At 64.2% G+C, this 24,662-nt stretch carries 23 protein-coding genes and 2 riboswitches; of the genes, 7 read left to right on the top strand and 16 right to left on the bottom strand.

Going from position 1 to position 24,662, the window contains the following annotated elements; all coding sequences use genetic code 11:
* Positions 1-50 precede the first annotated feature (50 nt).
* The 5 genes from tuf to ABD050_RS17780 form a co-directional block, all read right to left on the bottom strand.
* Complete coding sequence (gene tuf / locus ABD050_RS17800) at positions 51-1,244, bottom strand: elongation factor Tu (protein WP_343890830.1); 1,194 nt, start codon at positions 1,242-1,244, stop codon at positions 51-53.
* Positions 1,245-1,320: 76 nt separating this feature from the next.
* Complete coding sequence (gene fusA / locus ABD050_RS17795; protein WP_343890829.1) at positions 1,321-3,396, bottom strand: elongation factor G; 2,076 nt, start codon at positions 3,394-3,396, stop codon at positions 1,321-1,323.
* 103 nt (positions 3,397-3,499) lie between these two features.
* Positions 3,500-3,970: a 30S ribosomal protein S7 gene (gene rpsG, locus ABD050_RS17790; protein WP_343890828.1), complete on the bottom strand. Its 471-nt coding sequence runs from the start codon at positions 3,968-3,970 to the stop codon at positions 3,500-3,502.
* Between the two features lie 81 nt (positions 3,971-4,051).
* Positions 4,052-4,423 carry a 30S ribosomal protein S12 gene (rpsL, locus tag ABD050_RS17785; RefSeq protein WP_019516007.1) on the bottom strand — a complete coding sequence of 124 codons (372 nt, stop codon included), beginning with the start codon at positions 4,421-4,423 and terminating at the stop codon, positions 4,052-4,054.
* Positions 4,424-4,627: 204 nt separating this feature from the next.
* Positions 4,628-5,722, bottom strand: coding sequence for an acyltransferase family protein (locus tag ABD050_RS17780; RefSeq protein ID WP_343890827.1), 1,095 nt, complete (start codon positions 5,720-5,722; stop codon positions 4,628-4,630).
* Between the two features lie 107 nt (positions 5,723-5,829).
* Here ABD050_RS17780 and glpD point away from each other — a divergent pair, with 107 nt between their 5' ends.
* The gene (glpD, locus tag ABD050_RS17775) at positions 5,830-7,287 is read left to right on the top strand and encodes a glycerol-3-phosphate dehydrogenase (protein WP_343890826.1); all 1,458 of its coding nucleotides are present in this window, start codon (positions 5,830-5,832) and stop codon (positions 7,285-7,287) included.
* Here glpD and ABD050_RS17770 read toward each other — a convergent pair.
* A complete protein-coding gene (locus ABD050_RS17770; RefSeq protein ID WP_343890825.1) occupies positions 7,284-7,853 on the bottom strand; it encodes a DUF4337 domain-containing protein in 570 nt (189 codons plus the stop codon). The genes glpD and ABD050_RS17770 overlap by 4 nt on opposite strands.
* A gap of 112 nt (positions 7,854-7,965) precedes the next feature.
* On the opposite strand from ABD050_RS17770, the gene trhO reads away from it, so the two are divergent.
* Positions 7,966-8,910, top strand: coding sequence for an oxygen-dependent tRNA uridine(34) hydroxylase TrhO (trhO, locus tag ABD050_RS17765; RefSeq protein WP_343890824.1), 945 nt, complete (start codon positions 7,966-7,968; stop codon positions 8,908-8,910).
* An 87-nt stretch (positions 8,911-8,997) separates the two neighbouring features.
* On the opposite strand, the gene ABD050_RS17760 is transcribed toward trhO, so the two are convergent.
* Positions 8,998-10,533, bottom strand: a complete 1,536-nt coding sequence (locus ABD050_RS17760; protein ID WP_343890823.1) for an aminoacyl--tRNA ligase-related protein — start codon at positions 10,531-10,533, stop codon at positions 8,998-9,000.
* A gap of 49 nt (positions 10,534-10,582) precedes the next feature.
* Positions 10,583-10,846, bottom strand: coding sequence for a YiiD C-terminal domain-containing protein (locus ABD050_RS17755; RefSeq protein WP_343890896.1), 264 nt, complete (start codon positions 10,844-10,846; stop codon positions 10,583-10,585).
* Between the two features lie 88 nt (positions 10,847-10,934).
* Between ABD050_RS17755 and ABD050_RS17750 the strand changes: the two genes are divergently transcribed.
* From ABD050_RS17750 to ABD050_RS17735, 4 genes are all read left to right on the top strand, one after another.
* Positions 10,935-11,291 carry an ArsR/SmtB family transcription factor gene (locus ABD050_RS17750; protein WP_343890822.1) on the top strand — a complete coding sequence of 119 codons (357 nt, stop codon included), beginning with the start codon at positions 10,935-10,937 and terminating at the stop codon, positions 11,289-11,291.
* A complete protein-coding gene (locus tag ABD050_RS17745; protein WP_343890821.1) occupies positions 11,275-11,766 on the top strand; it encodes an SRPBCC family protein in 492 nt (163 codons plus the stop codon). Before ABD050_RS17750 ends, ABD050_RS17745 begins: the two co-directional genes overlap by 17 nt.
* Before the next feature lie 230 nt (positions 11,767-11,996).
* A complete protein-coding gene (locus ABD050_RS17740; RefSeq protein ID WP_343890820.1) occupies positions 11,997-14,819 on the top strand; it encodes an SIR2 family protein in 2,823 nt (940 codons plus the stop codon).
* Positions 14,820-15,180: 361 nt separating this feature from the next.
* The gene (locus tag ABD050_RS17735; RefSeq protein WP_343890819.1) at positions 15,181-16,083 is read left to right on the top strand and encodes a DMT family transporter; all 903 of its coding nucleotides are present in this window, start codon (positions 15,181-15,183) and stop codon (positions 16,081-16,083) included.
* Positions 16,084-16,416: 333 nt separating this feature from the next.
* Here ABD050_RS17735 and ABD050_RS17730 read toward each other — a convergent pair whose 3' ends face one another.
* The 8 genes from ABD050_RS17730 to ABD050_RS17695 all read right to left on the bottom strand — a co-directional run bounded on the left by ABD050_RS17730 (position 16,417) and on the right by ABD050_RS17695 (position 23,543).
* Positions 16,417-17,043, bottom strand: a complete 627-nt coding sequence (locus ABD050_RS17730; RefSeq protein ID WP_343890818.1) for a DUF938 domain-containing protein — start codon at positions 17,041-17,043, stop codon at positions 16,417-16,419.
* Entirely contained in the window at positions 17,043-17,573 is a 531-nt protein-coding gene (locus ABD050_RS17725) for a CcdC protein domain-containing protein (RefSeq protein ID WP_343890817.1), read from the bottom strand. The genes ABD050_RS17730 and ABD050_RS17725 overlap by 1 nt, the downstream gene beginning before the upstream one ends.
* A gap of 57 nt (positions 17,574-17,630) precedes the next feature.
* Entirely contained in the window at positions 17,631-19,220 is a 1,590-nt protein-coding gene (gene gcvPB / locus ABD050_RS17720; RefSeq protein WP_343890816.1) for an aminomethyl-transferring glycine dehydrogenase subunit GcvPB, read from the bottom strand.
* Positions 19,217-20,575, bottom strand: a complete 1,359-nt coding sequence (gene gcvPA / locus ABD050_RS17715) for an aminomethyl-transferring glycine dehydrogenase subunit GcvPA (RefSeq protein ID WP_343890815.1) — start codon at positions 20,573-20,575, stop codon at positions 19,217-19,219. Before gcvPA ends, gcvPB begins: the two co-directional genes overlap by 4 nt.
* A 10-nt stretch (positions 20,576-20,585) precedes the next feature.
* Positions 20,586-21,038, bottom strand: a complete 453-nt coding sequence (locus ABD050_RS17710; RefSeq protein WP_343890814.1) for a hypothetical protein — start codon at positions 21,036-21,038, stop codon at positions 20,586-20,588.
* A 23-nt stretch (positions 21,039-21,061) separates the two neighbouring features.
* A complete protein-coding gene (gcvH, locus tag ABD050_RS17705) occupies positions 21,062-21,433 on the bottom strand; it encodes a glycine cleavage system protein GcvH (protein ID WP_343890813.1) in 372 nt (123 codons plus the stop codon).
* 1 nt (position 21,434) lies between these two features.
* The gene (gcvT, locus tag ABD050_RS17700) at positions 21,435-22,571 is read right to left on the bottom strand and encodes a glycine cleavage system aminomethyltransferase GcvT (protein ID WP_343890812.1); all 1,137 of its coding nucleotides are present in this window, start codon (positions 22,569-22,571) and stop codon (positions 21,435-21,437) included.
* Between the two features lie 57 nt (positions 22,572-22,628).
* A riboswitch (glycine riboswitch) is annotated at positions 22,629-22,742 on the bottom strand.
* Positions 22,743-22,835, bottom strand: a riboswitch (glycine riboswitch).
* Positions 22,836-22,937: 102 nt separating this feature from the next.
* Entirely contained in the window at positions 22,938-23,543 is a 606-nt protein-coding gene (locus ABD050_RS17695; RefSeq protein WP_343890811.1) for a hypothetical protein, read from the bottom strand.
* A gap of 157 nt (positions 23,544-23,700) precedes the next feature.
* Here ABD050_RS17695 and ispH point away from each other — a divergent pair, with 157 nt between their 5' ends.
* A complete protein-coding gene (gene ispH / locus ABD050_RS17690; RefSeq protein ID WP_343890810.1) occupies positions 23,701-24,657 on the top strand; it encodes a 4-hydroxy-3-methylbut-2-enyl diphosphate reductase in 957 nt (318 codons plus the stop codon).
* Positions 24,658-24,662: the final 5 nt, after the last annotated feature.

Here is a 24,662-nt window from a genome sequence, read left to right as displayed (position 1 = left end):
AATAGCAACCGCCCGACTCCCACAGGGAATCGGGCGGAGGCGCGTCTATATTACTTCGAGATGCCGCTGACAATACCCGAACCAACGGTACGGCCACCCTCACGGATGGTGAAGCGCTGGCCGACGTCCATGGCGATCGGCGCAATGAGCTTGACGCCCAGAGCGATGTTGTCGCCCGGCATGACCATCTCGGTGCCCTCGGGCAGCTCGACAGTGCCGGTCACGTCAGTCGTACGGAAGTAGAACTGCGGACGATAGTTGGCGAAAAACGGCGTGTGACGGCCACCCTCGTCCTTCGACAGCACATACACTTCCGACTGGAAGTCGGTGTGCGGCTTGATCGAGCCGGGCTTGCAGAGAACCTGACCACGCTCGACCTCTTCACGGCCGACGCCGCGGATCAGCGCACCGATATTGTCGCCGGCCTGGCCCTGGTCGAGCAGCTTGCGGAACATTTCGACGCCCGTGACGGTGGTCTTGCGAACCGCCGGGTGGATGCCGACGATCTCGACTTCCTCGCCGACCTTCACAACGCCGGTCTCGACGCGACCGGTGACGACCGTGCCGCGACCCGAGATCGAGAACACGTCCTCGATCGGCATCATGAACGGCTTGTCGAGCGGACGCTCGGGCTGCGGCAGATATTCGTCGACTGCCTGCATCAGCTTGAGAACGGCGTCATGGCCGATCTCGGGCTGCTTGTCGTCGAGCGCGCACACTGCCGAGCCACGGATGACCGGAATGTTGTCGCCGTCGAAATCATACTTCGAGAGCAACTCGCGGATCTCCATCTCGACCAGCTCGAGGATTTCCTCGTCGTCGACCAGATCGACCTTGTTCATGAACACGACCATCGTCGGCACGCCGACCTGACGGGCGAGCAGGATGTGCTCGCGGGTCTGCGGCATCGGGCCGTCGGTCGCCGACACGACCAGGATCGCGCCGTCCATCTGGGCGGCACCGGTGATCATGTTCTTCACATAGTCGGCGTGGCCGGGGCAATCGACGTGCGCATAGTGGCGCGCGGTCGTCTCATACTCGACGTGTGCGGTCGAGATGGTGATGCCGCGCTCGCGCTCTTCGGGCGCCTTGTCGATGTTCGCGTAGCTCGTGAAGGTGGCGCCGCCGGTCTCGGCGAGCACCTTGGTGATCGCGGCCGTCAGCGACGTCTTGCCATGGTCGACGTGACCGATGGTGCCGATGTTGAGATGCGGCTTCGTCCGCTCAAACTTTGCTTTTGCCATTTTCGCCTCTTCTTATTCAAATTCCGGGGTCGCTGCAGAGCCGCGCGGAAGCGGCCCCTTAGCGAGTGATTTCAGATTATGCCAGCTTTGCCTTCACTTCATCGGCAACGTTGGCGGGCACCTCGTCGTAATGCGAGAACTGCATCGAATATTGCGCACGGCCCTGGCTGAACGAGCGGAGCTGATTCACATAGCCGAACATGTTCGCCAGCGGCACGATCGCCTCGACGGCGGTCGCGTTGCCGCGGGTGTCGGTGCCCTGGATCTGGCCACGACGGCTGTTCAGATCGCCGATCACGTCGCCGAGATAATCCTCGGGCGTCACGACCTCGACCTTCATGATCGGCTCGAGCAGCTTGATGCCTGCCTTCTGGGCCGCTTCCCGCATCGCGCCCCGCGCGCAGATTTCGAAGGCAAGCGCTGACGAGTCGACGTCATGATACTTGCCGTCGAGCAGCTCGACCGAGAAATCGATGATCGGGAAGCCGATCAGCGATCCGGTCTCGGCCGTCTCGCGCATGCCCTTCTCGACCGACGGGATATATTCGCGCGGGACGTTGCCGCCCTTGATCGAGTCGACGAACACGAAGCCCGAGCCGCGCTCGCCGGGGACGAGCTTGACCTTCACTTCAGCGAACTGGCCCGAACCACCCGACTGCTTCTTGTGGGTGTAGACCAGCTCGACCGGCTTCGCGAGATACTCGCGATACGCCACCTGCGGCGCACCGACATTCGCCTCGACCTTGAACTCGCGCTTCATGCGATCGACCAGGATCTCGAGATGGAGCTCGCCCATGCCCTTGATGATGGTCTGGCCGCTCTCGACGTCCGAGGTCACGCGGAACGAAGGATCCTCGCGCGCCAGGCGATTGAGCGCGATGCCCATCTTCTCCTGGTCGGCCTTGGTCTTCGGCTCCACGGCGACCTCGATGACGGGATCCGGGAATTCCATCCGCTCGAGAATGATCGGGGCGTTCGCCGCACACAAAGTGTCGCCGGTCGTCGTATCCTTGAGGCCCGCAAGCGCGACGATGTCGCCGGCATAGGCAACCTGGATGTCCTCGCGGTCATTGGCATGCATCAGCAGCATGCGGCCGACCTTTTCCTTCTTGTCCTTGACCGAGTTGACCACCATCGACGCAGTCTCGAGCTTGCCCGAATAGATGCGCGCAAAGGTCAGCGTACCGACGAAGGGATCGTTCATGATCTTGAACGCAAGCGCCGAGAAGGGCGCGTCGTCGGCCGGCGGACGCGAATCCGGGGTCACGCCGTCGAGCTTCAGCCCTTCGACGTCCTTGATGTCCAGCGGCGACGGCAGATAGTCGACGACGGCGTCGAGCAGGGGCTGAACGCCCTTGTTCTTGAACGCCGAGCCGCACAGCACTGGCACGAACGAGAAGTTGAGCGTGCCCTTGCGGATCAGCTTCTTCAGCGTCGCGACATCGGGCTCATTGCCCTCGAGATACTGCTCCATGATGTCGTCGTCCTGCTCGACGGCCATCTCGATCAGCTCGGACCGCGCGGTCGCGGCCTCGTCGGCCATGTTCGCGGGGATATCCTGATATTCGAACTTCGCGCCCAGGCTCTCCTCGAGCCAGATGATCGCGCGGTTCTCGACCAGGTCGACCAGGCCCTTGAAATCGCTCTCGAGGCCGATCGGGAGATACAGCACGGCCGGACGCGCGCCGAGACGATCCTTGATCATCTGGACGCACATGTTGAAGTTCGCGCCGGTACGGTCGAGCTTGTTGACGAAGCACATGCGCGGCACGTGATATTTCTCGGCCTGGCGCCACACGGTCTCGGACTGCGGCTCGACGCCGGCAACGCCGTCAAAGCATGCGACGGCACCGTCGAGCACGCGCAGCGAACGCTCGACTTCAATCGTGAAGTCGACGTGGCCGGGGGTGTCGATGATGTTGATGCGGTGATCGTTCCAGAAGCACGTCGTCGCAGCCGATGTGATCGTGATCCCGCGCTCCTGCTCCTGTTCCATCCAGTCCATCGTCGCGGTGCCCTCATGGACCTCGCCGATCTTGTAGGACTTGCCGGTGTAATAGAGGATACGCTCGGTCGTCGTCGTCTTGCCGGCGTCGATGTGCGCCATGATGCCGATATTGCGGTACATGTCGAGCGGATGGCTGCGGGCCATGATCGTGTTTCCTTAGCGATGCAGGAGACCGGGGGTTGCCCGGCCTCCTACATATAGGTCGTGAGATTTACCAGTGCCAGAGCGCCGAACCGACGCTCGCGGCTTACCAGCGGTAGTGGCTGAAAGCGCGGTTCGCTTCGGCCATACGGTGCGTATCTTCGCGCTTCTTCACCGCGTTGCCGCGATTGTTGGCTGCGTCCATCAGCTCGCCCGAGAGGCGTGCCGACATAGTGTTCTCCGACCGCGCACGCGCGGCGGAGATCAGCCAGCGGATCGCCAGTGCCTGGGCGCGCTCGGGGCGCACTTCGACCGGGACCTGATAGGTCGCACCGCCGACGCGGCGTGAACGGACCTCGATGCCCGGCTTCACATTGGCGAGCGCCTCGTGAAACACGCCGATCGGATCCTTCTTGGCGCGCTGCTCGACGGTTGCGAGTGCACCATAGACGATCAGCTCGGCGACGGACTTCTTGCCGTCGAGCATGACGCTGTTCATGAACTTGGAGAGAACCTCATCCCCATATTGGGGATCAGGCAGGATGATCCGCTTTTCCGGACGACGACGACGTGCCATTTGATTTCTTCCTCTAAACTTCAGCCCTTGGTGATCGGACGAACCAGACGCCGACTTGCGTCGGCTGGCTTGCCGATCGGCTTACTTCGGACGCTTAGCGCCGTACTTGGAGCGCGACTGGCGGCGATCCTTCACACCCTGTGTGTCGAGCACGCCGCGGAGAACATGGTAGCGGACGCCGGGAAGATCGCGAACGCGACCGCCGCGGATCAGCACCACCGAGTGCTCCTGCAGGTTATGCCCTTCGCCCGGGATGTAGCTGATGACTTCGCGCTGGTTGGTCAGGCGGACCTTGGCAACCTTGCGCAGAGCCGAGTTCGGCTTTTTCGGGGTCGTCGTGTAGACGCGGGTGCAGACACCGCGCTTCTGCGGGTTCTGTTCCATCGCAGGGACCTTGGACTTGGCCTTCTGCGGATCGCGGCCCTTGCGGACCAGCTGGTTAATCGTCGGCATTGAAGCCTTCACCTTTCAAGTGGTTACTTTGCTGGAGCCATGACGCTCGGGAATACAAAAAGGACCGCTAGGGGCGAAAACGCCCCCCGGGCCCTGGAATGCATCCAGCAATGTTCAAGCATGCCCGAACAAGACGAAGGTCCGTCCGGGCAGCGGCGCCTATACAGGCCGACTCGGAGACGGTCAACAGCCGGCGACGGAAGTTCACGCGCCGCCGGTAGTTCCGCTCGACGTCATCGACGGCGAAGGCGATCTGCCGAGCAGGATGCGCGCATAACGGACCAGCGGTTTCTCCACCAGCAGGTGCACCGCCACGCCGAACCCGGTTGCGATCAGCACCACGATCGCGACGAGCGCGCCGCGCGGCATCCACGGCGTCAGCCGCGCAAGAATCCCCAGGCTCCCGGACACCGCATGCGGATGGAAGAGATAGATTGCGTAAGAGGCATTGCCGAGCGTCTCGCCGATCCTGCGCGGCCACCCATCGGGGCAGCGGACATGAACGGCGTAGAACAGCAGCGGCACGAACAGCAGCGAACAAAGGGCGACATGCCCCGGGACGGCCAGACGCCCACTTGTCCATGAAATCGCCGCCACCACAGCGACGAATCCGACGACAAGCAAAAACAGCGGGTCGATCGGCGCCACCAGGTCGCGGTGCGCGAACCGCTTCAGCCAGATGATGCCGATCAGCATTCCAGCCCCGAATTCGAGATTGTTCGGGGCCGCGATCATGGCAATCCCGCCCTGCACCATCCCCCGGTCATGCGGCAGCATCCCAAGGGCGATCAGGATGAAGGGCAGCGCGAGCCATAGCGCCACCACTAGCCGCGCCGGCCGCACCGTCAGCATCGCAATCGCAAAGACGAGATAGAAGACGAGCTCCTGGCGCAACGTCCAGATATGCGGCGGCAGGATAGCGCCCGGCAGCAGCAGCATCGCGTGGACATAGGGCAAGAGCGGCGGCACGCCGTGCCTGAAGGCAAGCTGGAGCAGCAGATAGGAGACGATCGCAAGCCACATCAGCGGCACGATCCGGGCGAAGCGCCGTGCGAAGAAATCGCCGAGCCTCATCGCCGGCGCGAGCTCGGCGCCCTGCAGCGCGACGATGGTGATGATGAAGCCGCTGATCATGAAGAACAGGTCGACTCCGCGCGCGCCATTGCTGGTGAAGGCCCATGCCGGGGAGTCGCCGAAATATTTCGAGAAGGCAGCGGTGCCCGAGGCGTGATCGACCACGACAGCCAGCGCCGCGATCCCGCGAAGATACTGGACGCCGACAATTTCAGCTCGACGCATCAGCGCTTCCTCACCGCATTCACGAAGGTCGCTACGCCGGACGAGGCCATGGCTCAATCCTTCACGACGAGTCGCCTACGCCCCGCGCCCGCGATATAGCGCGGGCAGTGACCCATGATCTCCTCATCATCGGCGGCGGCATCAATGGCTGCGCGATCGCGCGTGAAGCCTCACTGCACGGCCTCTCGGTCCTGCTGGTGGAGCGCGATGACCTTGCCGGCCATACCTCCTCGGCCTCGACCAAGCTGATCCATGGCGGCCTGCGCTATCTCGAATATTATGAGTTCAAGCTGGTCGCCGAGGCGCTGCGCGAGCGCGAGCGGCTGATCCACGCCGCCCCCCATATCATCCGCCCGTTGCGCTTCGTCCTGCCGCAGGAAAATGCGGTGCGGCCCTGGTGGATGATCAGGCTCGGGCTCGTCCTCTACGACATGCTCGGCGGCAGGATGACCCTGCCCCGCTCGCGCGGCCTGCGGAAGACCGATACCGCCTATAGCGCCCCGCTCAGGGGCGGCGACCGCGGCTTCGTCTATTCGGACGCCTCGGTCGACGATTCGCGCCTCACCGTGCTCAACGCGATCGATGCCGCCGGCAACGGCGCGGAAATCGCGGTCGGCGTCGCGCTCGAATCGGCACGGCGCGACGGCGAAATGTGGCGCGCGAAGCTTTCCGACGGCCGCGAGGTGACCGCCCGCGCGATCGTCAACGCAGCCGGCCCCTGGGTTCACCGCCTGCTCGACGATCTCGGCATCAGCGCGAAGAGCGGCGTCCGGCTGGTCAAGGGCAGCCATATCCTCGTGCCGAAAATCTACGAGGGCGACCATGCCTATATCCTGCAGCTGCCCGACCGCCGGATCATTTTCGCCATCCCCTATCAGGGCGCGTTCACCGAGATCGGCACCACTGATATTCCCGTCGACAATCCCGAGGATGCGACAATCAGCGACGACGAGATCGCCTATCTCTGCGACGCGGTGAACAGCCATTTCGTGCGCCAGGTCACCCCGGCGGACGTGACGTCGAGCTGGTCCGGCGTCCGTCCCCTCTATGATGACGGCGCCAGCGACGCGAAGGAAGTCACGCGCGATTATGTCCTCGAACTGGACCTGCAGGGCCCTGCCCTGCTGTCGGTGTTCGGCGGCAAGATCACCACCGCCCGTCATCTCGCCGAGGAAGCACTGGGCAAGCTGGCTGAGCCGATGGGTTTCCTGAAGCACAATGTGACCCGCGCGCGCGTCTTTCCGGGCGGCGCGATCCCCGATTTTGGCCACTTCCTCGCCGAGGTTCGCGCAACCTGGCCGTTCCTCGGCGATGCCCGTTCGGAACGGATGGCGCACGCCTATGGCTCGATGCTCGCCGAGATGCTGGCCGGCGTGAAGGACGAGGCGGGCATGGGCGCTGATCTCGGCGGCGGCCTCACCGAGATCGAAGCGCGCTGGATGCGGACCCGCGAATGGGCCCGCACTGCCGAGGACGCGCTGATGCGGCGGAGCAAGCTCGGCCTTCATCTGAACGATGACGAGCGGGCGACCTTCGCCGAGCGCTGGTCGACGCTCGACCCCTAACTCAGGAAATTCGCCAGCGCGTCGGGGTGGATCATCCAGCCGGCAAAGCCGGCAATCCCCATCACCAGCCCGAAGGCGCCGAAGCCCCAGGCGGTGAACAACAGCCACCGCGTCTCCGCCAACGCCGCGACGGCGGCAAGCGAGATCGCGATCGAAATCAGCGCATCCGACATGTCGAACTGGTCGTCATGCGTATTGAGCGCATCATATTGCGCATCGTCAGCCTGCGCCTTGGCCTTCAGCTCGGGCGCCTCGGCGGCATATTTCGCCGCCTCCTTGTCCATCGTCGCAAGCGCAACGACCGCGGCAGGAGACGGCTTCGGGCCAGCGATCAGCGCCATTTCGGTCCTTGCGGTGTCGACGATATGCGCCTTGGTCTTGGTCGCCTGATATTCGGACCAGGTATCGATCGCATTGCTCTTGGCGAGCTGCATCGCCTGGACGAGATTGTCGTCCTTGATGTTCGCCACCGCCATGAAGACCGACAGGATCACGACCGTCATCGCCACCAGCCGGTTCAACGTGCGATCCTTGCCTTCTTCGGGAAGATCCGCTTCGATCTCCATTCCTTGTCCTCATTGATGAAAGGGGCTCCCGGCCGCCAAGAATGGTGCGCCGGCGGTCGCCGCGCAATAGAGAGATTTTGACGAAAGGGCTGCGGCCATAGTAGCGCGCCGCATGGCCGACATGCCTCCCCCCATCCGCGTCACCGCATTGTACCGCTTCGCCCGTTTCGCTGACCCCGCCGCGCTGCGCGAGCCGCTCGCCCGGGCCTGTGAGGCGGACGGCATCAAGGGCACGCTGCTTCTCGCCCGCGAAGGCATCAACGGCACCATCGCCGGCGCGCCCGAGGCGATCGACCGGGTCCTCGCCCATATCCGCGCCCTGCCGGGCTGCGCCGGGCTCGAGGTCAAGGACTCGCGCGCAGCGACGATGCCCTTTCATCGCATGAAGGTGCGCCTGAAGCGCGAGATCGTCACGATGGGCCTGCCCGACATCGATCCGCTCCGGGGCGTCGGCCATTATGTCGCGCCGGCTGAATGGAATGCGCTGATCGAGGAACCGGGCACGATCCTGATCGACACGCGCAATGATTACGAGGTCGGGATCGGCAGCTTTGCCGGCGCGATCGATCCGAAGACGCACAGCTTCCGCGATTTCCCGGACTGGTTCCGCGCCAACCGCCAGGCGTTGCTGGCAGGCGCCGAGCAGCCGAAGATCGCGATGTTCTGCACCGGCGGCATCCGCTGCGAAAAGGCCACCGCCTTCCTGAAATCGGAAGGGCTGGACGAGGTCTATCACCTCGAAGGCGGCATCCTCAAATATCTCGAAGAAGTGCCCCCCGAACAAAGCCGGTGGGAAGGCGAATGCTTCGTCTTCGACGAGCGGGTTGCGGTGAAACAGGGGCTCGAGCCCGGCACCCATTCGCTATGCCGCGGCTGCCGCATGCCCCTCAACGCCGAGGATCGCGCTTCGCCGCTCTACGAGGAAGGCGTCAGTTGCCCGGCCTGCCATGCGCAACGCGACGAGACCCAACGTGCTGGCTATGCCGAGCGCCACCGCCAGGCATTGCTGGCGGAGGCACGGGGCGAAACACATATCGGGGCGAAGCTGGCGCAATAACCGGGCGTGAACTGCCGGGTAGCGCGACACTTCCGGCCACCTGATCAAGGCAGCACGGCATCGTCCGGGACCGACGAGCGTCGGTCGTCAGTAAGAGCGCCCAACCAGCACCCGCTCGACCGCCGGCGCGCCCGTGAACAGGCACGCGCCATCCACCGGCGCCGAGTCCATCGGCGCATTGCGGATCGTCAGCTTCAGCGCCTTCAACCGCTCGCCGACCGCCTCGAGCGCTGCGCCGGTCGGCTTCGACCATTGCACCTCGACCCAGCCGGGGTTCTTCACGCCCTCGGCGAAGGCGCGCTCGATCCCGGCAAAGTCGGTCACGTCACGGACGATATTGGCCTCGAGCCGGGCGCGTGCCTCGGCATGAAGGCTCGACTGGATGCTCGCCAGCATGGCGGCCGCCTGGCCGAGGAAATCGCCCCGCGGAACGATGGCGCTGTCGAGCTTGCCGTCCTCGCGGTAAAGCCGGTCGCGCCTGATGACCGAGACATTGCCGCCGGCGACATCGCGCCCGCCGACCTCGAGGATGATCGGCGCGCCCTTCTTCACCCAGCCCCAGCGCTTGGTCGCTGCCTTGGCCGGCTTGAGATCGAGCAGCGCCCGCACCGGCTCGCCGAGCGCTGACAGCGACGCCAGCTGCGCCTGCAACGCCTTGCAATAATCGATGATCGCCGCATCCTCGGGCGCGTCGCGCAACATCGGCACGATCACGATTTGCCATGGCGCGATCCGCGGCGGCACCCGCAGCCCGTCGTCGTCGCCATGCACCATGATGACCCCGCCGATCATCCGGGTGGAGACGCCCCAGCTCGTCGTATTGGCAAGCTCCAGCTCGCCCGCCGCATTCTGGAAGCGGATATTCTGCGCCTGCGCGAAATTGGTGCCGAGGAAATGCGAGGTGCCTGCCTGGAGCGCCTTGCCGTCCTGCATCATCGCTTCGATCGAATAGGTCGCGACCGCGCCGGGGAAGCGTTCATTCTCCGGCTTTTCGCCCGCCACCACCGGCAGCGCGAGGCAATCCTCGGCAAAGCTGCGATAGACTTCGAGCATCTTGAGCGTTTCTTCGCGCGCCTCCTCGGCGCTGGCATGGGCGGTGTGGCCCTCCTGCCAGAGAAACTCGCTGGTGCGCAGGAACATGCGCGTGCGCATCTCCCAGCGCACGACATTCGCCCATTGGTTGATCAACACGGGCAGGTCGCGCCACGACTGGATCCACCGCGCGAACGCGACGCCGATCACGGTCTCGCTGGTCGGGCGAACGACCAGAGGCTCTTCGAGCTTCGCGGTCGGATCGGGCATCAGGCCGCCCTTGCCGTTGCTCACCAGGCGGTGATGCGTAACGACCGCCATTTCCTTGGCGAAACCTTCGACATGCTCCGCTTCCTTCTCGAAATAGGAAAGCGGAATGAACAGCGGAAAATAGCAATTCTCATGGCCGGTCGCCTTGATCCGGTCATCGAGCAGGCGCTGGATACGCTCCCAGATACCATAGCCCCATGGCCGGATGACCATGCAGCCCCGTACGCCCGATTCCTCGGCGAGGTCGGCTTCCGAAATGACGGACTGGTACCAGGCCGAAAAATCGGCCTCACGAGTGACGGGGAGGGCGTGCTTGATCATGGCGGCGGCGGATAGCCGGAAAGGCGAGCGGATCAAAGGGGGCGTTTGATCACGCTTGCGGCGAAATCGACGATGTCCCTCCCCGAAGGACCGCGACGAACCTCCCCTTCAATCCGCCGGCGACGGCATCCCCAGATGTCAGGACCGATTGAACTTCCACACGCGCGCGCCTTCTGCGGGTGCGTATTTTCAGGAATTCCGGCCACGCCGACATGTCGGCCAGGGAAGATGTGGCGGTGAACGCCCCGGTGATCGGGCGATCATTGTCCATGTGATGGGACTGGATCACGATGTCGCAGGCAAGGCCCTCCAGAAGCCATGACCTCGAACCACCGGTCTACGGCAGGGAAAGTTCGGGACCCCTTGCGTTTCCTGCGCGAGCAGGTTAGACACTGAACCATATGGTTCAGTATGCAAGCCCTCCCCTCGACCTCTCCTTTGCGGCGCTGTCCGATGCGACCCGCCGCGGGATCATCGATCAGCTTGGCCGAGCGGACGCGTCGATCACCAGTCTCGCCGATACATTCCAGATGACGCTGACCGGCATGAAGAAGCACATCCAGGTTCTGGAGCGGGCTGGGCTCGTCGTCACGCAGAAGGTCGGGCGGGTGAGAACCTGCAGGCTCGGGAAACGCGGCCTCGAGGCGGAGGCGGCGTGGATCGAGGCGCACCGCAAGCTTTTCGAGGCCCGCTTCGAAGCATTGGACGACATCATCAGCGAAATGAAACAGGAGGAAAGCGATGGATCAGCAAGCTAGCGCGCAGACCCGCACGTCAGTCGAGCGCAGAGGGGATCGCGAACTCGTCGTCACGCGGACATTCAATGCGCCGCCGGGCATTGTCTACAAGGCGTGGAGCCGGCCCGAGCTGTTCCGGCGCTGGTGGATGCCAAAATCGGTATCCGGCGTTTCGCTCGTAGCATGCGATATGGACGTCCGTACCGGCGGCAAATATCGGCTTGAATTCAGCGCCGGCGGTTCGGACACCATGGCCTTCTACGGCAAGTATCTCGAGGTGGTGCCGAACGAGCGCATCGTCTGGACCAACGACGAGGGCGAAGAGGGCGCGATCACGACCGTGACCTTCGAGGACCAGGGCGGGAAGACGCTGCTGACCTTCCACGAAGTCTATCCGTCCAGCGAGGCGCTCGAGGAAGCACTACAGGGCTCGGCGGCCGGATTGCCGGAGCAGCTGGAGCAGCTCGACGAATTGCTTTCCAGCATGGGCGAGTAACGCCGGTTGGAAGGCGAATGGGCGGCATCGGTAAATGCCGGCCGCCCTTCCACTGAGTCAATCGATGGGCACGAGTTGGGCTGGATGCCGGCTGACCACTTTGAGTAAACCAACCGCCGAAAGCCGACGTCGATCGAAGGCAGGCTCGACGTCAAGTGAGCCTCCTTGGGACATGGTAGCCGCGGCGGATTCTTGGCCGTAGAGTTTGCGTAAAAACGGGGCGGAGTTGGATGCGATTCGTTCAAAACGGCCCGATTTTCCCAAACGAGCTGCTAAGCGCTCGGGACGAGGGACAAGTAATTTTCTTTTGCGGATCAGGTGTATCGCTCGCCCGGGCTCACCTGCCAGATTTCTACGGTCTGGCCGATGACGTGCTCGAACATCTGCATGCGGCCTCGAACAGTCGCGCGCGGGCTGTCATCGCAGCATCGCGCGCAGTAAGTGTTCGCGGCGTCGAAGGCCTCATTCCGGCAGATCGCGCATTTTCAATTCTCGAACAGGAGTTTGATGTCCCGCGCGTTAGGGCTGCGGTGGCTGCCAGCCTCAAGCCGAAGGTTGACGACCTTTCTGCTCACCAAGCGCTGATCGATCTTTCTCGTGGGACGGACGGTGAAGTTCGACTGGTTACCACGAACTTCGACCGACTGTTCGAGGCCTGTGATCCGAACATTGCGTGGCATACAGCCCCCGACCTGCCGAGCCCGAATCGATTGGCAGCGTTCAAGGGAATCATGCACCTTCACGGCGTACTCGACCTCGATGGGCGAGCGCCGCTCGAAGAAGAATTCGTCATCTCGAGCGCCGACTTCGGACGAGCATATCTCTCGGAAGGCTGGGCAACGCGGTTCATCCGGTCGCTAATGGAACGGTATCAGATCGTATTTGTCGGCTACACGGCCAACGACCCTCCGGTTCAGTATCTACTCGAAGCGCTCAATACGCGTTCAGCAACCTTCCAACCCATGTACGCGCTTCAGGCCGGGGATGATGAACTCGCAGAGGCGCTATGGCTTCACAAAGGCGTCACTCCAATCGCCTTCAACGCGGCGAACAATTACGCGGCGCTGTGGGACTCGCTCCTCGCCTGGGCAGAGCGGGCTCACGATCCGCGTGGGTGGGAGGCGGACGTCGGTGACAATCTCACCGCGCTGTTTCGAGATTGGGTCGCCGTGCTCGAGCGAATTCTTCCCGCTGATCCCGAGCTGGTCCGCGCGGCTTTGGCGCATTGGCTGCGCCGGTCGGACGCCGTTGCCAACCGTCTTACCATCTGGACCGTGACCGCAGCGGGGCTGCTATCCGATCATGACGCTGCCCGAAGGCTGATCGCTCTCAACGACGATGGATTTTGGGACCGAGATCATCAGCGAGATTTGCTCCACGCGATCGTAAACCGTTGGACCGGTTTTCAGCCATCCGACCTTAAGGACATCGAAGATCGGATCCTGCGAGGCCCCGACATCTACGACGGCGAGACCGCGGATATGCACAACAAGCGCGCCGCCTATTACGCGCTTGAGCGACTCCATTGGCTTCGTCTGAAAGGCTGCGCATTCACTTTCGATTTCGAAACGGAGGCGCAGCGATTGCGCGAACGCTGTCCGGAATGGAGCCCGCGGGTGGGTGAAGAGGCCGCGAATTCGATCGAGATCAAAGTCTATTCCGTCGGCGAGCGCACCGAATTTGACGCGCTGTTGGACATTCCCATCGCCGATGTCGCAGGGGCAGCGCTGGCGATGGACCATCAGCGTATCGACGTTCAAACCGTGCTGCGCCCGTTTCGCGGATTGTCCCGCAAGATGCCGGTTCGTTCACTTGCAGCGCTGCGGCACGCCGCATCGCCACCGTCGCTTCGGCTCTGGGAAGATTTTCTCCTTCCCGACGAAAGAAACGAGACGACGCCGCGCCTTCCGGTTGCCACGGCATGCGTCCTGTCGGCACTGGCGCCTGCCGACCTGGCGCACATCCTGCGCCCGGTCGCGCTTTGGGTGGAGAAGTGGGAGGCCAAGCTCAGGGCTGATGCTCCGGATATCGAAGCGTCTCTATGGTCCAATCTGCTCGGTGCGCTGGAGCAGCATACCGAGCGAGCGGGCTCCGCTGTCCTGACGACCGGCAGCAAGCATGACTGGCTGATGGAGGCGATAAATTCGCCCACCGGCATCCTCGCCGGGGTAGCGGTGCATCAATCCTCTACCGACGCGCCCGAGGGGCTGCTCCCGGCGTGTTGGATCGATCGGCTGCGGCGAATGGTTGAGCTCGATGGTGATCCCGGGCGTTATGCCGTGGTTACGGCCAATCAGAATTTGAGTTTTCTCAACGCCCGCGCCGGGACATTCGCTCGCGATCAACTGTTACGGTTCAAGGCGGGTGATCCCGATGATCAGGCTGCGTTTTGGACCGGCGTCTTCCGCGCGCAGGGTCTTTCGGCTGATCTTCATCGAATCCTCAATCAGGATATCGTCGAGGCGGCGCGAGCGGCTGGCACTGGCCGAAACGAGACGGCCCCCCTTTCAGCTCTCCTCTTGCGCTGCTGGGCGATCGACGAGCTGCGCGAGAGCGACGACGCCATTTCGGCCAATACGCTTCGAGAGGTTATCCTCGACACCAGCGACGAATTTCGACGGCAATTGCTGCAAATTATCAGGCGCTGGTGGCGCGAGCCAGCGTGGCAGGAGCGTGCACTGGAGCTTCTGCAAAGTGTCTGGCCAAGACAAAGGGTCGCCCGCTCTGCTGGCGTCACCGACGCAGTTGCGACATTGATTATCGATGGCGACGATCGCTTCCCCGAGTTGTTAGCGGCAGCTGGCGATCTCCTCGAACCCTTGCCAGGGATGGCGGCGACGTGGAGCTACGATGAGAAGCGCCTAAAATCGCTGGCGGCTCGCTTTCCTGCAGATATGCTGGATTTCCTGTATCGGGTTCTCGCCGAAGATGCGGCCAACTGGCCATTCCGTATCGAAGGGATCGTCGAAGATCTTGAGGCGAGCGTCGTGGCCAAGGATAGTCGCTTGCAGGAGCTCAGGCGACGCTGGGCAGCGCGCGGCCTTTGGAACTAGACACTTCTGCCTATTATGAAGGGCGCGTCAGCCGGTAAGGAGGCGGCGAGCGCGCAGGCCGGCGCTGCAGACGCCGGTCGGGCAAAGCCAAGGTGTCGTAGAACCGACTATTGATCTCTGCTAGGTTCTCCAGGGCGTCATAGGACTCAAAACACGTTTCGGCAGCGTCGTTGCGTAGCGTGACGGGCGGCGGCTTTTGCGAACGAACTGCGGGTCGTTGAACGACGCCAATCGGGCGCTTAGCAGTCGATCAAGAAACGCCGATTCAAAAGCCGTGCGGATTGTTGCAGCACCGCACCGGCGAGGATTCACGGCCGCCCCTCCCTTGAAAGCCCGGAGCTGACAGGGGATAGGCACGGCCGTGACCGCCCATGCGCCCGATCATATCCTCCCTGCCGTCGCGCTCCGCCTGCTGTCGGTGGTGTGCCTCGCGACGATGGCTGCGCTGATCAAGCTGGCGGAGATCGGCGGCGCGCACCTGTCGGAAATCCTGTTCTTTCGCCAGGCGATAGGCGTCCCGCTCGTCGCGGCGATCATCGCGGCGGGGCCCGGACTGGCAACGATTCGCACCGGACAATTATCGGCGCATATCATGCGCGCGGTGGTCGGCCTGACCAGCATGACCTGCCTGTTTACCGCGGTGACTCTGTTGCCGCTGGCCGAATCGACCACCCTCCAGTTCACCATCCCGATCTTCGCGACGATTCTCGGTGCCCTGGTGCTGAAGGAGCCGACCGGCTGGCATCGCTGGCTTGCGGTGATCACCGGCTTTGTCGGGGTGATCATCGTGGCGCGGCCCGGCACCGGGCATTTCGCCTCCTGGGGCACGATAGCCGGCATCATGGCCGGGTTCCTGACCGCGGTCGTCTCGATCCTGCTGCGACGGATCGGCCGGACCGAGAGCGCCTTCACCACCGTCTTCTGGTTCGCCAGCCTGTCGATGATACCGCTCTCCATCGTCTATGGCTTCGATCATCAGCCACACCCGCTGCATATCTGGCTGCTGCTGATCGGCATCGGTGTCGCGGGCAATCTCGGGCAGATCGCCCTCACCTCGGCCCTGAAGCTCGGCCCGGTCTCGATCGTCGTGCCGATGGATTATTCGACGCTGATCTGGGCGACGCTGTTCGGCTGGCTGCTGTTCGGCGCGCTGCCGGGCGTCACCACCTGGATCGGCGCGCCGGTGATCATCGGCAGCGGCCTCTACATCGTCTGGCGCGAGCATCTCCGGCGCCGGATCGAGACTGATCAGGCAATCGTCTGAGCCTTGATTCAAGCCTGGTGGCGCTTGTGGCAAGGCGCGAGCGGCGAAAGGCTGGACCGATTCCGCCCCCTGCTCTTTGACATGACCGTTTTTCGTTAGCCGACGGGCGCCGCTGTTATTCCGGCAGCCCCGCTGTTCCCGCCGCTGTTCCCCGCTGATATCGCGGCTGTTCTTTCCGCTGTTCCGCCGCTGTTATTCAATAACAGCGGGATCGCCGACAAGCTCTTGATAAAGCTTGGGGAAATTGACGACAAAATCCAAAATAACAGCGGCGAAAATTAAAAATGCCGATAACAGCGGGGAACAGCGGAAGAATGCGGCCCCTCGCGGCAATCAATGGCGCCTGAACACAAGGCTCAGATTGTTGGCGGGCATTTCGACGATCCGCTCGAGCGTGAGGTCTTTGGCCGCGTCGCAAACCGCCTCGACGCTGCGCAATCCCCAGCGCGAATCGCGCGCCCTGAGTGATTGATCGAACGCCGCGTTGCTCGGCGCAAGTGGCACATCCGCCCGCAAAAAGGGTCCGTACAGGATCAGCGGCGCTCCACCCGGCAACAAGCGTGCGGCCCCGGCGAGCAACCCGATCGTCGCTTCCCAGGGGCTGATATGGATCATGTTGATGCACAGGAGCGCGTCGGCCCGGGCGATCGGCCAGTCGGGGGATGCGGCATCCAGATCGAGCGGCGGCAGGACATTGGCCAGCCCCTCGCACCACGCAGCTATCGAAGCCCGGCCGCTCGCATCGGGATCGCTCGGCTGCCAGCCATGGCCCGGCAGCTCGCGGGCGAAATGCGCGACATGTTCCCCGCTGCCGCTCGCGATTTCGAGGACGAGGCCGCTGACCGGGAGCTCCTCGACCAGCACCGCGGCGATCGCCTCGCGGTTACGCAGCGTCGCCGGCGCATGCTTGCGGACATCGCCCCGATCTTCGGCGGCGATCCAGGGCGTGGGATCAGCCATCAGGCGCGCGCTGTCCGGGCCTCGTCGAGCAGCCGCTTCGCACGGAGATACATTTCGAGCCGCGTCGCCGCGAACAGGCCAAGCGCGAGCGCAATGAGGACATCAGTGACCATCATTGCGTTGAAGTGGACGCCATAGCTGCCGCCGGCCTGCATCATGCTTCTCGCGCCGAAGCGGAAAAGGATGAGAACGACGATGAAGGCGAACGCCGCGGGCGATGCTTTCTGGTTCAGCGTGTGCGTTTCCGGATCGACATGGATCTGCATCAGCTTGCCGCGCTGCCAACCGATCCCGGCTCCGACCACAAGCGCCGCCGCGCACATCAGCCAGGCAAGCCCGGTCGGCGGAAATTCGTAGAACATGATGCCGGCGAAGACGAGGTATATGGCGGGGAGTACCCACAAGGTCTCCAGCCGCAGCCGCCGCATCCGGCTCATGCCCCGCAAGCGGAGCGCCAGCACGACAAGCACGATCACCGCGGTGATCGCATATTGAATCATCTGACCCGATTGACCCGCGTGCCCCTGCATTGATTCCTCCCCGACAGACGTGCTGTCATAGCAGACCAATGCACTGAGGCTACAGCCTCATTCGGCAGCCTGGGCGAGTTCAGGATCCTTCCACACCAGCACCGGCTTGCGTGCGGCGAGCGTCTCGTCGAGCCGGCTGCGCGGGGCGAAATGCGGTGCGGATTTGAGCGCGGCATCCCCCGCCTTGGCCCGCTCCGCCACCGAGCGCAGCGCGCCGATGAACTGGTCGAGCGCTGCCTTGCTCTCGGTCTCGGTCGGTTCGACCAGCATCGCGCCGTGCACGACGAGCGGGAAGTACATCGTCATCGGGTGATAGCCCTCGTCGATCAGCCCCTTCGCGACATCGATCGTCGAGAAGCCTTCGGCCAGGTTCGAATCCGAGAACAACGCCTCGTGCATGCACGGCCCCGACGCCCCGAACGGCGCGTCGAGCGTGTCGTCGAGCGAGCGGAGGATGTAGTTGGCGTTGAGCACCGCGTCTTCGGCGACCTGGCGCAGGCCGTCGGCCCCGTGGCTCAGGATATAGGTCAGCGCCCGGGTGAACATGCCCATCTGGCCCTGGAAGGCGACCATGCGCCCGAAGCTGCCGGCATGATGCTCCTCGGCGGTTTCCTCCTCGACGAGGCGGAAGCCGTCGGCCGTCTTCTCGACGAAGGGCAGTGGCGCATAGGGCGCCAGCGCCTCCGAGAAAACCACCGGCCCCGAACCCGGGCCGCCGCCGCCATGCGGGGTGGAGAAGGTCTTGTGCAGGTTGATGTGCATCGCATCGATGCCGAGATCGCCCGGCCGAACCCGCCCGACGATCGCGTTGAAATTGGCACCGTCGCAATAGACGAGGCCACCCGCCGCATGCACTGCGTCCGAGATCGCGCGCATGTCGCGCTCGAACAGGCCGCAGGTATTGGGGTTGGTGATCATCACCCCGGCCACGTCAGGCCCGAGCCGCGCGGTCAGCGCCGCGAGATCGACCCTGCCCTCGCTGGTCGCAGGAATATCCTCGACCGAATAGCCGGCGAAAGCCGCCGTCGCCGGGTTGGTGCCATGAGCGCTCTCGGGCACCAGGATCACCTTGCGGCGCCCCTCCCCGCGCGCCTCCAGCGCGGCGCGGATCGCGAGGATGCCGCACAGCTCGCCATGCGCCCCGGCCTTGGGGCTCATCGCGACTGAATGCATGCCGGTGAGCGTGACCAGCCAGTGCGCGAGCTGATGGATCACCTCGAGCGCGCCCTGCACCGTGTCGACCGGCGCGAGCGGGTGAATGTCGGCGAAGCCGGGCAGCCGCGCCACCTTCTCGTTGAGCCGCGGGTTGTGCTTCATCGTGCACGAGCCGAGCGGGAACAGGCCGAGGTCGATCGCGTAATTCTGGCGCGAGAGACGCGTATAGTGACGGACGGCTTCGGGCTCGGACAGGCCGGGAAGTCCGATCGTCGCCCTGCGATCCAGGCCGGCGAGATAGGATCGCGCCGGCATCTCGCTCGCATGCTCGACCGGCGTACCGGTGAAATCGACGCCGGTCGTCTCGGTATCGCCGATCTCGAAAATCAGGGCCTCTTCGAGCATCAATGCCTTGTTGCCGGTGAAGGTCGGTGCGGTCGCCGCGCCCGTTTCGGGGCGTTCGGGGCGCCAGCCGCTTGCGTTGATCGTCATGCCAGTGCCTCCTCGAGCGCGTCGGCCAGGGCCGCGACATCCTGTGCGGTGGTGGTCTCGGTCACCGCGACCACCAACCCGTTCGCGAGCGACTCCTCGCCCGGATAGAGCCGTCCGAGCGACACGCCGGCAAGAATCCCGGCATCGGCCAGCGACCGGACGATCGGCCGCGCCTCCTCCGACAGGCGCAAGGTGAACTCGTTGAAGAAGCTGGTGTTGATCAGCTCGACGCCCGGCACCATCTCCAGCCGCTCGGCGGCGGCAGCGGCGGCGCCGTGATTGACCATCGCCAGCTCGCGCAGCCCCTTCTCGCCGAGCAGGGTCATATGGATCGAAAAGGCGAGCGCGCACAGGCCGCTATTGGTGCAGATGTTCGACGTGGCCTTCTCGCGGCGGATATGCTGCTCGCGGGTCGAAAGTGTCAGCACGAAACCGCGCCGGCCATCGGCATCGAGCGTTTCGCCGCACAGCCGCCCCGGCATCTGCCGCACATACTTCTCCTTGCAGCCGAACAGCCCGACATAGGGCCCGCCGAACTGCAGGCCGACGCCGATCGACTGGCCCTCGCCGACGACGATATCGGCGTCCATCTCGCCCGGCGACTTGAGCGCGCCCAGCGCGACCGGCTCGGTGACCACCGCGACCAGCAGCGCCTTCTTCGCGTGGCAGGCGGCGGCGAGCGGCGCGAGATCGGCAATGCGGCCGAGGATATCGGGATACTGGACGACGACGCAGGAGGTGTCGCTGTCGATCGCGGCGATCAGGTCATCGATATCGGTCTCGGCGGAGAGCGCCGGCGTACCCGTCACGAGCTGGTCGCCGGTGAACTTGGCCATCGTCTTCGCGACCGACACATAATGCGGATGCAGCCCCGAGGAGAGGATCGCCTTGCCGCGTTTGGTCACCCGCCGCGCCATGCCGATCGCCTCCCAGCAGGCAGTCGACCCGTCATACATTGACGCGTTCGCCACGTCAGTGCCGAGCAGTCGCGCGACCTGGGTCTGGAACTCGAACAGCATCTGCAACGTGCCCTGCGCGATCTCGGGCTGGTACGGCGTATAGGCGGTCAGGAACTCGCCGCGCTGGATGAGATGATCGACCGAGGCCGGCACATGATGCCGGTACGCGCCGCAGCCGAGAAAGAAGGGCCCGTCGCCCGCCGCGAGGTTCTTCCGTGCCAGCGCCGACATGTGGCGCTCGACGGCCAGTTCGCTGGCGTGAAGCGGCAGGCCCTGGATAGGACCATCGAGCCGGGCGATTTCGGGCACGTCGATGAACAGATCATCGATCGAGTCGGCGCCGATGACCGACAGCATCGCTGCGCGGTCGGATTGTGTGAGAGGAAGGTAGCGCATCAAGGCCTTCTCATTTGCTGTTGGCAGGCGCGCCTTCGGACTTTTGCCAGGCGCGGATATCGGTGGGGTTGATGCCATAGGAGCGGTCGGTGCCGCCCTGTCCGTCGCAGCTATCCTTTGCGATGGTCCCGGTGATAACGACATAGCTTTGCTGGAATGGCGCTGCCTTCCGGTCGAACGCCTGATTGCCCCCGACGCCTATGGGCCAGAGGGCCGTCGTACGAGACCAGGCTTCGGCCTGTTTCGCAGGGCTTTGGTGCGCGTGCGTGCTGTTGAATGCACTGACGAAGGCAGCCCAATGGGCCTTGTCGACAGCCAGATGGCACTCATAGCCCGCGCATTCGCCCAGATAGCCCGCCAACTGCACTGGCTTCCCCTTGAACGCGTCGCATTGGGCCAGCAACGTGTCGACGGTCACCAGTGGCACGGCGGCGCTGCATCCGACAGCAGGGAGCGCCAGCATTGCGCTGAGGGCAAGCCCCCGCCTCAAAGCTTCGCGACGAAGGCTGCGTAGGCGACTTCGTCCATCAGCCCCTTGACCTCGTCGGGATCGCTCAGCGTCAGCTTGAAGAACCAGCCATCGCCTTCGGGATCCTCATTGACGAGCCCCGGCGTGTCGGCGAGCTCGGCATTGCCCTCGAGCACCGTGCCCGAAACCGGCGAATAGACGTCCGACGCGGCCTTGACCGACTCGACCACCGCTGCCTCGTCGCCCTTGGTGAGCTCCTTGCCCTCCTCGGGCACGTCGACGAACACGATGTCGCCGAGCTGCTCCTGGGCATATTCGCTGATACCGACGGTGCCGATGTCGCCATCGATATCGACCCATTCATGATCTTCGGTGAAGTAACGGCTCATCTTACTTGCCTCCTGCTCGGACATAGCGGTGTGGAATGAAGGGCATTGCGGTGACGGTCGCGTGATGGACCTTCCCGCGTTGCGCGATCTGGATTTGGGTACCGGGCGCAGCCATCGCGGCGGGCACATAGGCCATGGCGATCGGCGCGCCGACGCTCGGGGCGAAGCCACCTGAGGTGACCTTGCCGACTTCAGAACCATCGGCGTCGAGCACCGCAGCGCCTTCGCGAACCGGCTGGCGGCCTTCGACCAACAGGCCGACCCGCTTGGTCACCGGCCCCTGCTCGCGCTCGATCAGGATGCGCTCGGCGCCGGGGAAATTGCCTTCTTCGCGCCGACGCTTCGACAGGGCGAAGCCGAGATCGGCCATCACCGGCGTCGTCTCGGGATCGAGGTCATGGCCGTAGAGCGGCAGCCCCGCCTCAAGCCGCAGCGAATCGCGCGCGCCAAGGCCGATCGGCTTCACTTCGGGTTCGGCGCACAGCAAATCGGCGATCCGCTCCGCCTCGCTCGCGTCGAACGACAGTTCGAACCCGTCTTCGCCGGTATAGCCCGAGCGGCTGATCCAGCATTCGGCGCCCGCCAGTTCGAACGGGCCGCCCGTCATGAAGGTCAGGGCATCAAGGCCCCATCTGCCGGTGGTGTGCCGCTTGAGCACCTCGAACGCCTTGGGTCCCTGCAGCGCAAGCAGCACGCGCTCGTCGAGCTGGTTGAGGGTGATCTCGTCGGGCAGTTCCATGCGCAGATGCGCGATATCGTCATATTTCACTGCACCGTTGACGACCATGTAGATGCTATGCGGCCAGCGGCTGAGCATGAGATCGTCGAGGATGCCGCCATTTTCGGCCAGCAGCAGCGAATAGCGCATCTTGCCGAGCGCGAGGCCTTTCACATCGGCCGGCAGCAACGCCTCGAGCGCGTCGTCCAGGCCTTCGCCGGAGAGGACGATCTGGCCCATGTGGCTGACATCGAACAGCCCGGCCGATTCGCGCACCCAGAGATGCTCGGCCATGATGCCTTCATACTGGACTGGCATGTGATAGCCGGCGAACTCGACCATGCGGCCGCCGCGCGCCCGATGCCACGCATCGAGCGGCAATGTCTGGATTTCGATTTCAGGGCCGTCCTGGTCGCTCAATGCCGGTCTCCGCCAAAGGTGTCACGGCGATCAGCAGCGCTGATTGCGCCGCCTGTCGCCGCCCCCTCTGTCACGGGAACCTGAGAGCTTTGACCGTCTCGCTGGCGCGAGGCGGCTTACCCCTTCGGTGGGCCGCACGAAACGCCGTGGGGCCGCTTTCCAGAGTGTCGATAGGCCCGCGCGGTCCGGTGTGCCTGAGAGATTCCGGGGCGGTTGCTCCTTCGGCGGCCCGGGTTGCCCCGAGCGCTCTCCCGCGCGTGCCCATGAAGGTTGCCCTCCATCGACACGCCCGGTGTGACGCGCTGCAACATGGGAGTCAATCGCCCGGCGTGCAGTAAATTTTGTAGCCGTATGCGTTACATACGGTTAGCGGGTAGCGTTGTATTTCAGCTGATCGTCAGTCAACTGGAAGCCGACCAGCGCCTCGAACGTCGCACGAAGCACTGCCTGGCGAACCTCGGGACGCGTCAGCGGATCGACGGCGGCATCCTGGCCGCCTGCCTTGCGTTTCTCGGTCAGCTTCCTGCGGACATCATCCGACAAGGTGGCTGCTGCGCGGCTGATCGTGCTGCTCGCCTGCCCGCTCGCACTCGCGCGATCCTGCCCGGCATTGAAATGCACCGTCACATGGCCGACCCGCTTGGCGACGACCGCCGTGCCGCCACGCACCACCGAGATGAAATAGGGGAAGTCGACGTCGCGCGGAGCAGCCGTGTTGGCGCGCCGCGCGCGAATCTCGAAGGTGATGGTGGTGACGATATCGTCAGTCACATCGCTGCAGCTGCCGCGGACATTGGTCATCTCCGCGGACACGTCGATCGCCGATGCGTCGCGGCTGGCCGGCGGATCGAACAGTGTGACGTCGCCGGTCGCGGCCGGGACGCCAACCGTTGGGCAGGCCGAGCGGATCGCGGTGATGCCGCCTGTTTCATCGAATTCGCCCGTGTGGGCGCACCCACCCGCTAGCAACATCAGGAAGGCGGGAACTGCAATTTTCCGGGCTGTCACGGGCACACGCACCTTATCACAAGGGAAGGGGCCGTCGTGCAACACGCACCGGCCCCGGAACGGCGGCCACCATAGGAACCGCCTTTCGCGGGCGCAAGCAATCGCGTAGAGGCTCGTGGCCATGACCGATCTTCGCAAGCCAGTACTCGACCTGTTGATCGCCGCGCCGCGCGGCTTCTGCGCCGGCGTCGATCGCGCGATCCAGATCGTCGAACTGGCGATCGAGAAATATGGTGCGCCGGTCTTCGTGCGGCATGAAATCGTCCACAACAAGTTCGTCGTCGATACGCTTAGGGCAAAAGGCGCCATCTTCGTCGAAGAGCTCGAAGAGGTGCCGGACGGCGTCCCGGTAGTCTTCTCCGCCCACGGCGTCCCGAAGGCGGTCCCCGCCGATGCCGCCGCGCGCGGGCTCGCCTATCTCGACGCCACCTGCCCGCTCGTCTCCAAGGTTCACCGCCAGGCCGAGCGGCTGGTCGCGGCCGGGCGGCACATCGTCTTTATCGGCCATGCCGGCCATCCCGAGGTGATCGGCACGTTCGGCCAGGTGCCCGAAGGATCGATGTCGCTGGTCGAGACGCTGGCCGATGCCGAGGCATTCGAGCCGGCCAACACGGACAACCTCGCCTTCCTGACCCAGACGACGCTGTCGGTCGACGACACCGCCGAGATCGTCGCGGCGCTGCGGCAGCGCTTTCCGGCGATCCAGGCGCCGCGCGGCGAGGACATCTGTTATGCAACCTCCAACCGGCAGGCAGCGGTCAAGGCGATTGCGCATGCATGCGACGCGATGCTGGTGATCGGCGCGACCAATTCGTCCAACTCGCTTCGTCTCGTCGAAGTCTCGAAGCGGGAGGGGACCCCGGCGCGGCTGATCCAGCGCGCCGCCGATCTCGATTTCGGCTTTCTCCAGGGCGTGCGCACCCTGGGGATCACGGCCGGCGCTTCGGCCCCCGAGATACTGGTGCGCGAGCTCGTCGACCGGCTCGCCGAGCGATTCGAAATCACTGAGCGCGAGGTCGAGACAACGCGCGAGGCGATCACCTTCAAGCTGCCCCGCGGCCTCGAAGTCGCCGCTTAACAATC

The organism is Sphingomonas oligophenolica (assembly GCF_039522915.1).
In the GTDB taxonomy this organism is placed as follows: Bacteria; Pseudomonadota; Alphaproteobacteria; order Sphingomonadales; family Sphingomonadaceae; genus Sphingomonas; species Sphingomonas oligophenolica.
This window is presented reverse-complemented; position numbering and strand designations above follow the sequence as displayed.

Coding starts and splice junctions, on each gene's coding strand:
- ispH (WP_343890810.1), top strand. CDS start 23,701: ATGACCGATCTTCGCAAGCCAGTACTCGACCTGTTGATCGCCGCGCCG.
- ABD050_RS17725 (WP_343890817.1), bottom strand. CDS start 17,573: ATGCAGGGGCACGCGGGTCAATCGGGTCAGATGATTCAATATGCGATC.
- tuf (WP_343890830.1), bottom strand. CDS start 1,244: ATGGCAAAAGCAAAGTTTGAGCGGACGAAGCCGCATCTCAACATCGGC.
- rpsG (WP_343890828.1), bottom strand. CDS start 3,970: ATGGCACGTCGTCGTCGTCCGGAAAAGCGGATCATCCTGCCTGATCCC.
- ABD050_RS17780 (WP_343890827.1), bottom strand. CDS start 5,722: ATGCGTCGAGCTGAAATTGTCGGCGTCCAGTATCTTCGCGGGATCGCG.
- ABD050_RS17695 (WP_343890811.1), bottom strand. CDS start 23,543: ATGTTGCTAGCGGGTGGGTGCGCCCACACGGGCGAATTCGATGAAACA.
- fusA (WP_343890829.1), bottom strand. CDS start 3,396: ATGGCCCGCAGCCATCCGCTCGACATGTACCGCAATATCGGCATCATG.
- ABD050_RS17770 (WP_343890825.1), bottom strand. CDS start 7,853: ATGGAGATCGAAGCGGATCTTCCCGAAGAAGGCAAGGATCGCACGTTG.
- gcvH (WP_343890813.1), bottom strand. CDS start 21,433: ATGAGCCGTTACTTCACCGAAGATCATGAATGGGTCGATATCGATGGC.
- ABD050_RS17740 (WP_343890820.1), top strand. CDS start 11,997: ATGCGATTCGTTCAAAACGGCCCGATTTTCCCAAACGAGCTGCTAAGC.
- gcvPB (WP_343890816.1), bottom strand. CDS start 19,220: ATGACGATCAACGCAAGCGGCTGGCGCCCCGAACGCCCCGAAACGGGC.
- gcvPA (WP_343890815.1), bottom strand. CDS start 20,575: ATGCGCTACCTTCCTCTCACACAATCCGACCGCGCAGCGATGCTGTCG.
- ABD050_RS17745 (WP_343890821.1), top strand. CDS start 11,275: ATGGATCAGCAAGCTAGCGCGCAGACCCGCACGTCAGTCGAGCGCAGA.
- ABD050_RS17710 (WP_343890814.1), bottom strand. CDS start 21,038: ATGCTGGCGCTCCCTGCTGTCGGATGCAGCGCCGCCGTGCCACTGGTG.
- ABD050_RS17750 (WP_343890822.1), top strand. CDS start 10,935: ATGGTTCAGTATGCAAGCCCTCCCCTCGACCTCTCCTTTGCGGCGCTG.
- trhO (WP_343890824.1), top strand. CDS start 7,966: ATGGCCGACATGCCTCCCCCCATCCGCGTCACCGCATTGTACCGCTTC.
- ABD050_RS17730 (WP_343890818.1), bottom strand. CDS start 17,043: ATGGCTGATCCCACGCCCTGGATCGCCGCCGAAGATCGGGGCGATGTC.
- ABD050_RS17760 (WP_343890823.1), bottom strand. CDS start 10,533: ATGATCAAGCACGCCCTCCCCGTCACTCGTGAGGCCGATTTTTCGGCC.
- rpsL (WP_019516007.1), bottom strand. CDS start 4,423: ATGCCGACGATTAACCAGCTGGTCCGCAAGGGCCGCGATCCGCAGAAG.